Source organism: Streptomyces sp. NPDC111656 (assembly GCF_055656965.1).
The window spans coordinates 77,763-91,930 of the sequence record NZ_JBVKCA010000016.1 but is presented as its reverse complement, the minus strand read 5'-3'; the positions used below and the strand labels follow the sequence as shown (position 1 = coordinate 91,930).

General features: G+C 68.9%; 12 protein-coding genes and 1 pseudogene. 9 read left to right on the top strand and 4 right to left on the bottom strand.

Annotated elements, in window-relative coordinates:
- Nucleotides 1–198: 198 nt before the first annotated feature.
- The gene (locus tag ACZ7M3_RS36970) at nt 199–891 is read left to right on the top strand and encodes a response regulator (protein ID WP_472069282.1); all 693 of its coding nucleotides are present in this window, start codon (nt 199–201) and stop codon (nt 889–891) included.
- The gene (locus tag ACZ7M3_RS36965) at nt 888–2,756 is read left to right on the top strand and encodes a sensor histidine kinase (RefSeq protein WP_472069280.1); all 1,869 of its coding nucleotides are present in this window, start codon (nt 888–890) and stop codon (nt 2,754–2,756) included. The genes ACZ7M3_RS36970 and ACZ7M3_RS36965 overlap by 4 nt, the downstream gene beginning before the upstream one ends.
- A 204-nt stretch (nt 2,757–2,960) precedes the next feature.
- Here the strand turns inward: ACZ7M3_RS36965 and ACZ7M3_RS36960 are convergent, their stop codons facing one another.
- The 3 genes from ACZ7M3_RS36960 to ACZ7M3_RS36950 all read right to left on the bottom strand — a co-directional run bounded on the left by ACZ7M3_RS36960 (nt 2,961) and on the right by ACZ7M3_RS36950 (nt 6,343).
- On the bottom strand, nt 2,961–3,137 hold the full coding sequence (locus ACZ7M3_RS36960; protein ID WP_472069278.1) for a hypothetical protein: 177 nt from the start codon (nt 3,135–3,137) through the stop codon (nt 2,961–2,963).
- A gap of 112 nt (nt 3,138–3,249) precedes the next feature.
- Nucleotides 3,250–5,151 (bottom strand): AMP-dependent synthetase/ligase, encoded by a 1,902-nt coding sequence (locus tag ACZ7M3_RS36955; protein ID WP_472069276.1) that lies wholly within the window; start codon nt 5,149–5,151, stop codon nt 3,250–3,252.
- Between the two features lie 316 nt (nt 5,152–5,467).
- Nucleotides 5,468–6,343, bottom strand: a complete 876-nt coding sequence (locus tag ACZ7M3_RS36950; RefSeq protein WP_472069528.1) for a carbohydrate kinase family protein — start codon at nt 6,341–6,343, stop codon at nt 5,468–5,470.
- A gap of 362 nt (nt 6,344–6,705) precedes the next feature.
- Here ACZ7M3_RS36950 and ACZ7M3_RS36945 point away from each other — a divergent pair, with 362 nt between their 5' ends.
- The 4 genes from ACZ7M3_RS36945 (at nt 6,706) to ACZ7M3_RS36930 (ending at nt 11,901) form a co-directional block, all read left to right on the top strand.
- The gene (locus tag ACZ7M3_RS36945; RefSeq protein ID WP_472069274.1) at nt 6,706–7,038 is read left to right on the top strand and encodes a hypothetical protein; all 333 of its coding nucleotides are present in this window, start codon (nt 6,706–6,708) and stop codon (nt 7,036–7,038) included.
- A gap of 321 nt (nt 7,039–7,359) precedes the next feature.
- Nucleotides 7,360–9,186 carry a 3-oxosteroid 1-dehydrogenase gene (kstD, locus tag ACZ7M3_RS36940; protein WP_472069272.1) on the top strand — a complete coding sequence of 609 codons (1,827 nt, stop codon included), beginning with the start codon at nt 7,360–7,362 and terminating at the stop codon, nt 9,184–9,186.
- A gap of 337 nt (nt 9,187–9,523) precedes the next feature.
- Nucleotides 9,524–11,197, top strand: coding sequence for an alkaline phosphatase family protein (locus ACZ7M3_RS36935; protein ID WP_472069270.1), 1,674 nt, complete (start codon nt 9,524–9,526; stop codon nt 11,195–11,197).
- Nucleotides 11,198–11,307: 110 nt separating this feature from the next.
- Complete coding sequence (locus tag ACZ7M3_RS36930; RefSeq protein ID WP_472069268.1) at nt 11,308–11,901, top strand: DinB family protein; 594 nt, start codon at nt 11,308–11,310, stop codon at nt 11,899–11,901.
- Nucleotides 11,902–11,938: 37 nt separating this feature from the next.
- Here ACZ7M3_RS36930 and ACZ7M3_RS36925 read toward each other — a convergent pair whose 3' ends face one another.
- Entirely contained in the window at nt 11,939–12,367 is a 429-nt protein-coding gene (locus ACZ7M3_RS36925) for a hypothetical protein (protein WP_388530044.1), read from the bottom strand.
- A 213-nt stretch (nt 12,368–12,580) separates the two neighbouring features.
- Between ACZ7M3_RS36925 and ACZ7M3_RS36920 the strand changes: the two genes are divergently transcribed.
- From ACZ7M3_RS36920 to ACZ7M3_RS36910, 3 genes and pseudogenes are all read left to right on the top strand, one after another.
- A complete protein-coding gene (locus tag ACZ7M3_RS36920) occupies nt 12,581–13,138 on the top strand; it encodes a DinB family protein (protein WP_472069266.1) in 558 nt (185 codons plus the stop codon).
- 323 nt (nt 13,139–13,461) lie between these two features.
- Nucleotides 13,462–13,767, top strand: a pseudogene (locus tag ACZ7M3_RS36915) (zinc ribbon domain-containing protein); the annotation flags it as partial.
- A 3-nt stretch (nt 13,768–13,770) separates the two neighbouring features.
- Nucleotides 13,771–14,004 (top strand): NUDIX domain-containing protein, encoded by a 234-nt coding sequence (locus ACZ7M3_RS36910; RefSeq protein ID WP_472069264.1) that lies wholly within the window; start codon nt 13,771–13,773, stop codon nt 14,002–14,004.
- Nucleotides 14,005–14,168: the final 164 nt, after the last annotated feature.

The following is a 14,168-nucleotide window of genomic DNA, read 5'->3' as shown; positions in this document are numbered from 1 at the left end:
CCACGTTTTGAATCGTTTAAATCCTCCGGGAAGCTACGGCCCCGGATCGGAGAGCGTCAAGATCCGTGCACACCTTCGACCACCGTCGCGTCAGGTGGCGTGCGTGAGTTTCGCAGGCGGACATCAGGAAGTTGTCAGGGTGTGGGAAGACCCTCTCGCCTCGCCTTTTCCCGAGCGCAGGCGCTTACTATCGGCCAGGTGTGCGCACATGTGCTGGTCGCGGGGGACGACGAGAAACAGGCGGAGCTGATACGCCGCTCACTGCTTCAGGAGGGACACACCGCGACCGTGGTCCACGACGGCGGGGCCGCGCTCGACGAGGTGCGGAGGCGCAAGCCCGACCTCGTCGTCCTCGACCTGATGCTGCCCGTGGTCGACGGCTTCGGCGTATGCCGGGTACTGCGCCGGGACGACGACATCCCCGTCCTCATGCTCACCGCCCGCTCCGCCGAGGAAGACGTCCTGCTCGGCCTCGAACTCGGCGCCGACGACTACATGACCAAGCCGTACAGCCCGCGCGAGCTGATGGCCCGTATCCGCACGGTCCTGCGGCGCAGCGGGCGCCCGGCCGATGAGCAGGACCGGGCCGTACGGGCCGCCGGAATCACCGTCGACCCGGTCCGGCACGAAGTGCACTGCGACGGCGCGCGCGTGGAGTGCACCCCCGGCGAGTACGAGATCCTGCGCGCCATGACCGCGGAACCCGAACGGGTCTTCTCCCGGCGGCAGTTGCTCCAGTGCACCCGCGGTATCGACCGGGCCTCCACCGAACGGGCCATCGACGTGCACATCATGAACCTGCGCAAGAAGATCGAGCCCGACCCTCGCCGGCCGGTGCGGCTGCTGACCGTGTTCGGCGTCGGCTACAAGCTCAGCGGTGGGCGCGGGTGAGCTCCGGCATACCGCTGCGCAAGAGGCTGCTCGTACGGCTGATGATCACCTCGGTCCTCATCGCCCTCTGCTCGGTGGCGGCGACGGCGTGGCTGGCGGTGCAGACGACGACCCGCGCCATCCAGGAGGAGCAGGGGCAGGTCCTCGCCGACGACACGGACATCCTCCGGCAGCTCAGCGGATACGCCGCCACCCACCCGAGCTGGGCGGGCGTCCAGGACACCGTGCGCCGGCTGTCGGCCGCCACGGGGCGAAGGATCGCGCTGACGACGGCGGACCGTACGCCGATCGCCGACTCCGCCAAGTCCCGTACCGCCCTGCCGCCCGGGGCCGCCGCCACCGTCGACCCCCTGCACACCGACACCTACTCGGAACCAGGGGCCCAGCTCAGCGGCGTCGACCCGCGCGCGGTGGGGCCCTACCGGCTGACGCCCCTGGAGCGGGCACGGCTGGGCAAGCTGGCGACTCTGCGGCAGAATTGCGCCGCGCGCAACGGCGTCGACACCACGATCACCTGGACGCCGAGCGGTAGGCCCGTCCTGTCGGACGAGAACGGGATCCTCCCGAACTCGACCGTGCCCGACGTGTGCGCGGACGGACAGCTCAACACCCTGACACACACCGAGGAGACGGCGTTGGTCAGGCTGACGACCCTCGTTGAGGCGTGCCTGCGGCGCGAGAACGTCGCTGTGCCCGCGCAGGGGTTCCTCTCGCTGGAGTTCTCCAGCCAGGCCCCGCAGCCGCTGTTCGCCCTGGGGAGGAAGGGCGTGGGCGGGCATCCCACGGCGATCGGGGCGAGGGGGAACGAGTGCGTCGCCGAAGCGCGTCGTGAGCAGCTCGACCCCGATGTCGCGCCCGTCGCCGAGCTGTTCCTGGGCACGGGGGACAGCGCCCTCCCGCACTTCGACATGTCGAACGCCAACCAGGCCAAGATCATCGGAGTCACCGGTCTCGTCCTGGCTCTCACCGTGGCCGTGACCGCGCTGGTCGCCACCCGCCTCGTACGCCCGCTGCGCGCGCTCACGCAGGCCGCCCAGCAGCCGTTGGAACAACATGTACGGGTGCCCGTCACCACCCGCGACGAGACGGGCATCCTGGCGCTCGCCTTCAACGAGCTGACCGAGCGCCGGGAACGGATGGAGGCCCAGCGCAGGGCGATGGTCAGCGACATCGCGCATGAACTGCGCACCCCGCTCACCAACATCCGCGGCTGGCTGGAGGTGACCCGCGACGGCATCGTCGACCCCGACCCGGAACTGCTCGCTTCCCTGCACGAGGAGGCGGTACTGCTCCAGCGGGTCATCGACGACCTCCAGGACCTCGCGGCGGCCGACGCGGGCACCCTCGCGCTGCACCGCGAGGCCGTCCGCGCCGACGAGCTGCTCGCACAGGTCGCGGCGGCGCACCGGGTGGGAGCGGAGGCCGCGGGCATCGGGCTGCGGACGGGGACGGACGGGACGTCCGCGCCGACGGGGAGCGGGACTGCGTGGATCGACGCGGATCCGGTCCGGATGCGACAGGCACTCGGCAATCTGGTGTCCAACGCGATCCGGCACACACCGGACGGCGGCACGATCACCCTCTCCGCCCGGGAGGAGGAGGACCAGGTCGTCATCGAGGTGGCCGACACCGGCAGTGGTATCGCCGCGGAGGATCTGCCCAGCGTCTTCGACCGGTTCTGGCGGGCCGAGAAGTCCCGCAGTCGGCGCACCGGCGGCAGTGGGCTCGGCCTCTCCATCGTCCGCCAGCTCGTGGCCGTCCACGGGGGTACCGTCGCGGTGGCGAGTGAACTCGGCGCCGGTTCGGTCTTCACCCTGAGGCTGCCCGCCACCGACCCTCCGGTCGACGCGGACGAGCTCCGCTGACCTGCGCAGGGTGGTGGTGGCGGTACCAGGATCCGCGTTCCCCCGTTCAGGAGGGATCTGGTTGCCCCGGCGTCCTGGGAGCACTGTGGTCACATGAACACCACCAGGATGCCGGGGGCCAGAATTCGTGTCACGCCCCTGCGGTCGCTCGCGGGACGCACCTATGTCCCGCGCCGCGGAGGAAGTGGAAGAGGCGCAGAGAGGTCACGAGGGTCGGAAAGTCGGGTTCCAGCCGTCCAGGCAGTTGGGGTCGACGGTGAAGATGCCGGGGGTGTCGTCCATGACGCGGAGCCTCCAGGTGCCGTCGGCGGGGAGTGCCGGGGCGTCGACGGTGCAGGTCGCGTACGGCTCCGTGCCGGCGTCCGAGGCGAAGTTCTTCACTAGCGCCTGTCCGGCGGATCAGGCTGATGACCTGGGCGCCGATGACGTCGTGGACGAGGTCGACGGAAATTGGCCACTTCCCGATCGCGGGAAGTGGCCAATGCGGAGTTCCTCACCGGAACACGTTGTCGGAATCGTCCCAGATCGAGGGCTCGCTCGGCGTGTACTCCCGCGGGACCCTCGACGAGGTCTGGTACATCGCGTCGATCTCGGCGGCGAAACGCCGTGAGATGGCGTCCCGGCGCAGCTTCATCGACGGGGTCAGCAGGCCGTTGGTCTGATCGAAGGGTTCGGGGAGAACACGGAACACCCGGATGGACTCCGAGCGGGACACGGTGCTGTTGGCCGCGGCCACGGCGCGTCTGACCTCCTCCCGCAGCTCGTTCTCCTCCCGTGCGTCCCGTGCCGACGCGCCCCCCTTGGACCAGGCCCCGCGCCAGTGCGCGAGGAAGTCGGGATCAAGGGTGATGAGGGCACCCACACACGGCCGGTTGTCGCCCACGACAACCGCCTGATGGATCAACGGGTGGACGCGCAACCGCTCTTCGAGGGCCGCGGGAGCCACGCTCTTGCCGCCGCTCGTGATGATGACGTCCTTCTTGCGGCCGGTGATGGCCAGATACCCCTCGGCGTCGAGGTGCCCGAGGTCGCCCGTCGCCAGCCAGCCGTCCTGGAACGCGGCGTACGTGGACGGGGGATCGTTGACGTAGCCCTGGAACACCGAGGGCCCCCACACCAGGATCTCCCCGTCCTCGGCCACCCGGATGTCCGTACCGGGCAGGGCGCGGCCGACCGTTCCGAACTTCTCGCGCCCCACGGGCTGGGCCGTGATGCCGCCGCTCGTCTCGGTGAGCCCGTACCCGTCGTGGATGACGATCCCGATGCCCGCGTAGAAGAGGGCGAGTTCACGGTTGAGGGGGGAGCCGCCCGACACCGCGCCGCACACTCGTCCCCCCAGGGAGGCCCGCAGCTTCCGGTAGACGGTCTTCTCGTAGAGGGCGTGCTGCAGGCGCAGGTCGAAGCCGGGGCCGGAGCCCGTGCCCAGTCGTTGGCGTTCGGTGGCCGCGGCGAAGTCCTTCGCCGTCTGGACGGCACGCTCGAAAAGGGCTCCGCGGCCCGTCCGTTGGGCCGTACGCAGGAAGTTCTTGTAGATCTTCTCGAAGACGAACGGAACGGCGTAGAGATAAGTCGGGCGGAAGGAGAGAAGCGCCGCGGAGAGCGCCTCCTCACCGAGGTCGGGCTCGTGTCCCAGCAGGATGCCGCCCCGCAGACAGAGCCCTTGGACCATGAGGCCGTACACGTGCGAGAAGGGCAGGAAGGCGAGGACGGCGGGCTGCTCACCAGGGGGAGCAGCCGTGTGTCTCCAGCCCGCGAGGAGGGTGTCGCAGGGGCTGGCAAGGTTACGGTGGGTGAGGGCACAGCCCTTGGGGTGCCCCGTCGTCCCGGAGGTGTAAGCGATGACCGCGGTCGAGTCGGGCAGCACGATGCGGCGCAGCGAGTCCACCGTCGTCGTCGGGATCGCCCGGCCCCGTTCGACCAGCTGTGCCAGGGCTCCGGTGTCCAACTGCCAGACGTGGCGCAGCGACGGGAGCGACGCGCATGCCGAGCCGACCGTCATGATCCCCTGCTCGTCCTCGACGACCACGGCGACACAGCCCGCGTCCTGGAGGATCCACGCGACCTGCTCGTGCGACGAGGTCGGGTAGATCGGCACGACCTCGGCGCCGACAGCCCACAGCGCGTAGCTGAGGACGGTCCACTCGTAGCGTGTACGTGCCATGACGGCCACCCGGTTCCCCGGGCGGAGGCCGGACACGACCAACCCCCGGGCCAGATCGACCACTTCGTCCCACAGCTCGGCCGCGGCCACCGTCGTCCAGATGCCGGAACCGTCGTCGAGACGGCGTGCGACCTGTGGCAGGTCCGGCTCGCGGCGAGCCGTTTCGAAGAGACTGTCGGCGAGCCCACCCTGCATCACTGTCGCAGCCGGTGAAGGATTTTCGATCGCGTGCATCGCCGCTCCAGAATTCTCCCCGGCATGACCCCACCGAGAGGCTCCGGTGCCGAGGATTCACGAATCTAGCCCAGACCGACCACGACTGTGTCGGATTCAGGCAGCAGTTCGTCTACCGATGCGGTTACGGTCGTATCAGGGACCGGTCAGGACGGCTCCGCGTCGATGGCAAGGCCCGCAGCAGCCCCGACAGCAGCTGCGATCCGCCCGGGAGGCGGGCCACCGAGCGCTCCCCGTCGCGACGGTGCTTGCACCGGATCACCTGGACGACCGCCCACCACTGGTCCGCGACCCATCGAGCAGGGACGGCTTGAGGTCATGCGCGGTTCAGGAGCGTCTCCCGGGAGATGAGGGCGGTCGAGCCCGGTGCCGTACAGGCGTGGGCACCCGCGATCGCCCCGAGCCGGGCGCACTCCCGCACGTCCCGGCCGGCCAGCCTGCCGTACAGGAAGCCGCACACGTACGCGTCGCCCGCGCCGTTGGAGTCCACCACAGGAGCGGACGGGACGACCGTCGGAATGTGTTGTGGATCGGGGCAGCCGCCTCTGGTGAGGACGTAGGAGCCGTTCACGCCCGCCATGGCGACCACGGTGTGTGCCCGCCCGGCGCGGAGGATCTCCCGCATCAGCGCGGGGGCTTCGTCGCCCACGCCCGCCGCGCTGAAGAAGACGAGATCGGAGCGGAGGGCGAACTCCCGATGGTGGTCCGCGAGACCGTCCCAGTCGTGCAGATCGGTGGAGACGGGGACGCCGAGGTCCTCGATGTCGTCGTAGAGGAAGCGCACGAAATTCATGATGGAGAGGTGGACGTGGCGGGCGCGCCGCAGTCTCGGTAGGTAGAAGTCCCGGGGCATCCGCAGATCCGCCGGGTCGCGGCCGTCGTAGAAGGACATCCGACGGCCGGACGCGTCCACCAGGTTGACCGCGCGCCGCGTTCCGGCGGGGGAGATCAGCGGGAGGAACTCGACACCGCCCTTGGCCATCCGCTCGCGCACCTGTGCGCCGATCCAGTCGTCACCGATGCAGTCGAGCAATCCGACCTTGAGACCCAGCGCCCGTGCGCCGAGGGCGACGTTACCTCCGGTGTGACCGGGCCACTCCTCGATCGGGCCGACATGGACGGAGTCGGCGAGCGGGACCGGCAGGGAGTCGACGCGGACGATGGTGTCCACGCCGCTGCCGCCGATCACCAGGACGTCGTATTTCCCGTACTGGTCGTATGCGCTGTAGGGGTCGTGGTCCTGGTCGCCGTTCTGGTTGTCTACTGCGTGCTGTGGGATCACGGATCCATCTGTCCTCTCCTTCCCCGCCGCCCCTCAGTATGGCGGGTCACCCCACAACGTGGCGGACAGCCGGTCGGTTGCTTGAATTCCTCCGGAGGAGCTTCAGATCCCCCCCGTGAGCGCGCGCATCGATTACACCTTCCGTGATACGCCTATTTTCGTATTCCGGTCCCTATTCGACTAGGAGAGACTGCAGCGAAACGGCCACGCCAGAACGGAATGGGGAGATTCCACTTCCGGCGTATGGGAGTGGGGCTTCCTTGAAATAGGGGGTGAACAAGGTGACTGCGGCAGCGGATCTCCTCGTCGACATCGGACCTTGCGACGATGACGCGTATCTGTTCCTGAACGGCCGTCTGATTGTTCAGACCAGGCTGGGTGAGGTTCGGCGCTTCCAGCGGGAAATGCCTGACGGTTCGTACAACTTCCGCCTGCAGGTGATTAACTCGGGCGGCTGGGCGTGGAGGGCGAAGCTGATTCTCACCATCAATGGGACCACGTTGACGGATGTCAACGAGGTGGGCGGAAGCGGGTTCTACACGGGAGAGGTGTACGAGCACGAATGGCAGTGTCGGGTCGAAGGCGGAAAGCTCGTCGATTTCTGACGAGTTCTGACGAGAGCCCGGACGAGTTCTGACGAGAGCCCGTAGTCGATCCGCTGAGCCATCCGTCGAAGAACGTACTTGTGTGGGGGCGGCATCTCATGTGCCGCCCCCACACGCATGACCGGACGGCGGACAAGGGGTCGCGCTCGCCCACGCGCCGTGACCGACGAAAGGCCGCCGACCGCCCGGCGTAGCCCTTGACTTCACAAGACCACCGCGCGACATTCCTGACTCCGCATCAGAACCGGGACGCAGAAGACCCGTCGCTTCCCGGGGCACAGCACGCTCGCCCATTCCTTCGCCCGGCTGGAGCGCCCTGCCATGTCCACGAACGCGGACCCAGTGAGACATACCGAAGCCTCCTCTGCTCACTCCACCGCTTCCACCTCCGCACCCGGCCCGTCGCGTCGCCGGGTGCTCGGCGCGGCGACGGGAGCCGGGCTCGCGCTCGCGGCCGGTCTGCCAGGTGCCGCGGACGCGGCCGACCTGCCTCTGCTCGGCACGTACGACGTGGTGGTGATCGGCTCCGGAGCGGCGGGGATGACCGCCGCTCTGACGGCTGCGAAACAGGGGCTGAGCTGCGTCGTCGTCGAGAAGGCGCCCACGTTCGGAGGATCGGCGGCGCGTTCCGGCGCGGGCGTCTGGATCCCGAACAACCAGGTGATCCTCGCCGCGGGGGTGCCGGACACCCCGGCGAAGGCCGCCACCTACCTCGCGGCGGTGGTCGGCCCCGACGTCTCCGCCGCACGCCAGCAGGCCTTCCTCGGCAGCGGCCCCGCCATGATCTCCTTCGTCATGGCGAACAGCCCGCTCCGCTTCCGCTGGATGGAGGGGTACAGCGACTACTACCCCGAGCTCCCCGGCGGACTGCCCGGCGGCCGCTCCATCGAACCCGACCAGCTCGACGGCAACATCCTCTGTGCCGAACTCGCCCATCTGAACCCGTCGTACATGACCGTACCGACCGGCATGGTCGTCTTCAGCTCCGACTACAAGTGGCTCACGCTCGCCGCGGTCAGCGTGAAGGGTGCCGCCGTCGCCGCCACCTGCCTGGCCCGCGGCACCCAGGCGGCCCTGCTCGGCCAGAAGCCCCTCACCATGGGTCAGTCGCTGGCGGCCGGTCTGCGTGCCGGACTGCTCGCGGCCCAGGTTCCGGTGTGGCTGAACACCCCGCTCTCCGACCTGTACCTGGAGAACGGAACCGCCACGGGAGCCGTGGTCACCAGGAACGGCACCGCGGGCCTCATCAGAGCCCGGCACGGGGTGATCGTCGGATCCGGCGGCTTCGAGCACAACGCGGCCATGCGCGACCAGTACCAGCGACAGCCCATCGGCACCGAGTGGACCGTCGGCGCCAAGGAGAACACCGGCGACGGCATCCAGGCGGGTCAGCGGGCCGGCGCGGCGCTCGACCTGATGGACGACGCGTGGTGGGGCCCGGCGATCCCGCTGCCCGACCAGCCGTACTTCTGCCTCGCCGAACGCACCCTGCCCGGCGGGCTCCTCGTCAACGCCGCGGGTGCGCGCTTCGTCAACGAAGCTGCCCCCTACAGCGATGTCGTGCACATCATGTACGACCGAGACAGCGGCGCGCCCGACATCCCGGCGTGGCTGATCGTCGACCAGAACTACCGTAACCGCTACCTCTTCAAGGACGTGCTGCCTACCTTCACGTTCCCCGATACGTGGTACACGTCCGGCGCCGCCCACAAGGCGTGGACCCTCGACGCCCTCGCCGGGCAGATCGGCATGCCCGCCGCCGCGCTCCGCACCAGCGTCAACCGCTTCAACAGCCTTGCCCTGCACGGCAACGACACCGACTTCCACCGCGGCGACAGCGCCTACGACCACTACTACACCGACCCCGCGATCCTCCCCAACTCCTGCCTGGCGCCCCTGTGGCTCGCCCCCTTCTACGCCTTCAAGATCGTTCCAGGTGATCTGGGCACGAAGGGCGGCCTGCGCACGGACGCCCGGGCGCGGGTACTGCGGCCGGACGGATCCGTCATCCCGGGCCTGTACGCCGCCGGAAACGCCAGCGCGGCCGTCATGGGCCACAGCTACGCGGGCGCGGGTTCGACGATCGGCCCTGCGATGACCTTCGGCTACATCGCGGCGCTGGACATCGCGACCGGCGCGGGCGCCTGAAGGATGTGCAGGGCTCCAACGGACCGTGGGGTGGCCGACCGTGGTCGTGTGATGTCGGCGTCATACTGATCAACGCGAGATTGTCGTTGTCCGCCGTCAGGTCAAGGTGCTTCTGCCGACGAGGGGTGGAGCGCGCCCTGGGAGCCGACGCCGGCGCCTGAGCGGAACTCGCGGGATCCCACGGGAACTCGGGTGCCAGGCAGCCTTTGCGTGCGCAGTTGCGTTTCTTGGGCATTACGGGACACGCGGGTCCTCCTCCGTACATGTTGCGCGTCTCCTATGGCGGTGCATGGTTCGCAGGTTTCACATGCTCCGCACAGCCAGAGGAGAACGACCCGTGTTCCGACGTCCCGCCCGTCCCGTCACCGCGGCTGCCGCCGCGCTCGCAGCCGTCGGCGGCCTCACCGCCACCGCGACCGCCGCCACACCCACCGCTGCCACATCCACCTCCGCGCACTCGCCCGCGCACGTCGCGCGTCACGTCCTGCTGCTGTCGATCGACGGCCTGCACCAGTCCGACCTGGCCTGGTACGTCGCGCGTCACCCGAGGTCCGCGCTCGAGCGGCTCGCCACCGGTGGGGTCGAGTACACCCACGCGAGGACCACCGACCCCTCCGACTCGTTCCCCGGCCTGGTCGGCCAGCTCACCGGCGGGAACCCGGGCACCACGGGCATCTACTACGACGACGGCTACAGCTCCGCACTCCTCCCGGCCGGAACGACCCACTGCGCGGGCGCCGAGCCCGGCGCCGAGGTCGACTTCACCGAGGACCTCGACCGCGACAAGGACTCCATCGACGCCGGCCAGGGGCTCACCGGCTTGCCCGGCAGCATCCTCAAGATGACCGGTGCCGCCCGCGGCCTCATCGACCCGTCGAAGCTGCCGGTCGACCCCAAGACCTGCAAGCCCGTGTACCCGCACTCGTATCTGAAGGTGAACACGGTCTTCAACGTGGTCAGAAAGGCCGGACTGCGGACCGCCTGGTCCGACAAGCACGTCGCGTACGAGATCCTCAACGGCCCCTCCGGCAACGGCGTCCAAGACCTTTTCGCCCCCGAGATCAACAGCCAGGCGATCGGCTACCCGGCAGGCACGGACTGGACGAAGGACAACGCGGCGACGGAGCAGTACGACGGATACAAGGTGAAGGCCGTCCTCAACGAGATCGACGGATACGACCACGGCCGCACCCAAAAGACCGGCACCCCGGCGGTCTTCGGAATGAACTTCCAGTCCGTCTCGACCGCCCAGAAGCTGCCCGCCTCCGAGGGGCTGACGGGCGGCTACGCGGCGAAGGGCGTCCCCGGTCCGCTGCTGGCCAAGAACCTCGCCTTCGTGGACCAGGAGGTCGGAGCGTTCCTCACCGAACTGCGCAAGCAGCACCTGGACGGCAGCACGACCGTCATCCTCTCCTCCAAGCACGGCCAGTCACCGACCGACCTCAAGGCCCTGACCCGTATCGACGACGGCCCTCTGCTCGACGGCCTCAACGCCACGTGGAAGAAGGCCCACCCGGGCGCCGGTGACCTGGTCGCCCACTCCGTGGACGACGACGCCATGCTCATCTGGCTCAACGACCGCTCGCAGGCCGCCACCGCCTTCGCCAAGGCGTACCTGCTCGCCCAGTCCGGCACCGGTAACGACATCGGCGGCAAGGCCAAGCCCTTCACCGCGAGCGGCCTGAAGACCCTGTACGCCGGTGCGGCGGCCGCCCGGTACTTCCACGTCGAGCCGGGCGACTCGCGCGTGCCGGACCTGTTCGGCATCGCCCAATACGGCGTCGTCTACACGGGCGGCAAGAGCAAGATAGCCGAGCACGGCGGCGCCCACGCCGACGACCTCGACGTCCCGCTCGTCGTCTCTGGCGCCGTCGCCCCGCACGGCGTGCGCGTCAGCGGCCCGGTGGAGACCACGCAGATCGCCCCGACGATCCTGCGACTGCTCGGCCTCAACCCCCGGGCCCTGGACGCCGTACGCGTCGAGCACACGGCGACCCTGCCGGTGCGCTGACGCCACCCCCACGCTCCACCGACGGGACCGCCGTCATTGCCATGACGACGGTCCCGTCACCGGGTTCCGGGCCCGTGGGACTGTCAGTGGTGGCTGCGAGACTGTTGGACATGATCGAGTCGAATGCGAAGGCGGATCTTCTCCGCTCCCTGCAAGCCGCACGCGACGCCCTGCTGTGGAAGCTCGACGGGCTGTCGGGGTATGACGTCCGCCGTCCGCTGACGCCGACCGGAACGAATCTGCTGGGACTGGTCAAACACGTCACCGGAGTGGAACTGGGGTACTTCGGCGACACCTTCGGGCGGCCGTTCTTCGAAGAGCCGCCGCTCTGGTTCACGGCCGACGCCGAACCCAACGCGGACATGTGGGCCGACGCCGATGAGTCCCGCGAACAGATCGTCGGACTCTACCGCCAGACGTGGAAGCACTCGGACACCACCATCGAGACCTTCGCGCTTGACGCGATCGGTCGTGTGGCGTGGTGGCCCGAGGACCGAAGAGAGGTGACGCTGCACCAGGTCCTGGTGCGCGTGATCGCCGACACCCACCGGCACGCGGGCCACGCCGACATTCTCCGGGAGTCCATCGACGGGGCTGCCGGGATGTGGGAAGGGAACGACGCCATGCCGTCGGGCGATCGGTCGTCGTGCGACAGCCATCGAAGCCGACTGGAGCGCGTGGCGCGGGAAGCCGGCCGCGACTGACGCCGCCCACTGAGCCGGAACGCCTCGATCTCGGAGGTCAGTTCCACAGGGGAAGGTCGACCCATTGCCCGAATCCGTCCGGCTTCCCCTTGGTGTAGACGAGGCTCAGCTGCGTGTACTGCGACAGCTCAGGGTGCTTCTTCCAAGGCTGTGGGGCGTTGAGCCGCACGATCACCGGGTACGAGTGGAACTTGCCCGCGGCGCAGTACGGCTTGCAGTCGTTCACGACGTTGAAGCCCTCGGCCACCGCGGAGTCCCGGTGCCACTGAGACCAGCGGAGCGAGGTGAGGCGGCTGTTGCCGTCACCGCACGCGAGAATGAAATCGGTGGGGCGCACCTGCGCGCGCCAGAAGCAGTCGACCATCACGGGCTGTCCCGCCTGGCGCTGCACGGTGGGCGTGGGCGTGGACGGCGGTGACGGAGCAGGGGTGGAGGAAGCTGTTCCCATGATTGCTGCGAGCGACACAGCGGCACAGAACGTCACCGCTGTCCTCACTGTGCGTCTTGGCATGTTCGCTCCCAGTCGCAATCTCTTTCGACCAGCAGGCCCGGCGCCTGATCCGCCCCTTCTTGCGGCGGTCGGCTCCTCTATCGACGCTACGACGCTGTCGGGGGATGCACCACTCGCACGGAGTAACGCGTGCTCCCTCCCAGCGACGAACCCCGAAGGAGAGACAGCATGAGTACGACCAATCCGCGGAGGCGGGCCGCCATGTTCGTCGGAGACGACGACGATCCCCGGCTCGGTGCTCCCTCGACCGGCGAGGAGCGAGCCATGCTCATCGGACTCCTCAGTGCCCAGCGGGCAACGCTGGAGCTGAAGTGCGCGGGCCTGGAAGGGGAGTTGGCCCGTCGTTCCGTGGAGCCCTCCACGCTCTCGCTGCTCGGACTCGTACGCCATCTCGCCGACGTGGAGCGCCGATGGTTCCGTCAGGTGCTGGCCGGTCAGGACGCGCCACCACGCTTCTCGTCGGCGGTGGAACCAGACGGCGACTTCGACGGCGCGGTTCCCGATCCCGACCTTGTGACCGAAGCGTGGCAGGCATGGCGCGCCGAGGTCGCGTTCGCCGACGCCTTCACCGGGGACGCGCCCCACCTCGACATCGCGGGCAAGGACGCATGGCGTGGGACGGTGTCGCTGCGCTGGGTGCTCATCCACATGATCGAGGAATACGCCCGCCACAACGGACACGCCGACCTCCTCCGTGAACGTATTGACGGGGCGATCGGCGTCTGAGGAGGTGATCTCGGGGCTTGATCCACCACGCCAAGTCGGCCGTTGCGCTGAGCATGTCGTCAGCCCAGCGGTTCTGTGGCAGCGTGTCCGCCGTGGGGGAGATGGTGGAGCGAGTGGACGAGCAGGACCGCACAGTGGGCGTGGTGGATCGCGGCGCGGCCATCCGTCGAAGCTGGCTGCACCGGGTTGCCACCACCGTCTGCCGCGACCCTGACGGTCGGATCCTCGTCCACCGGCGGCCCGATCACCTGGTACCTCCGATTCCTCCCCGGCCTTCAGGCCGGGGAGGAATCGGGCCCCTGCGGAGCAGGGCAAGGAAAGGTGCCCGCAAGGCGGCTGACGCCGCGATCGGCGCCACCAAGCAGGCCCTGATCGAGATGGGCCGCAAGCACGGGCGGGACATCCGCCTCGTGCACCCCGCGCACACCACCATGGACTGCGCATCGTGCGGAGCGAGAACCAAGCACGCACTTCCTCTTTCAGAACCTACCTACACCTGCACCGCGTGCGCAGCCGTGTCCCCCAGGGACAAGAACTCCGCGCGCGTGATGCTGGTCCGGGCTGGTCTCATCCCGGCTGGTGTTGAGGGCGCAAGACCTCTGGGGGCGCTGCTCCCGGAGGCAGCCTGAGCCATGAATCCCCTCCCTTCACGGAGGGGAGGATGTCAAGTTTCCCGCTTCCCCGGCCAGTACAACTGGCTGGTCGGGGGTGCCGTGGGCGTGGGCGAGACCTACCCGGCAGCCGCCTGTCGCGAACTCGCCGAAGAACTCGGGGTCCACACCCCGACGCGGTTCCTCTTCAAGTACCTGTGCCGGGGTGTCATCAGTCCGTACCGGATGGGCCTGCACGAGGCGGTCCTCAACTAGCCGGTTGTACCGGATGCCTCGGAAATTGCCTGGCACGCCTGGCTCACCCCGGTTGAGCTGCGCGCTGCGATGCACGACACGACCTTCGTCCCCGACGCCCGCGACGCGTTCGACCGGTAGCAGGCGGAGAATGCGGGTCCACGCGGCCCCTAGCCACGACGCTC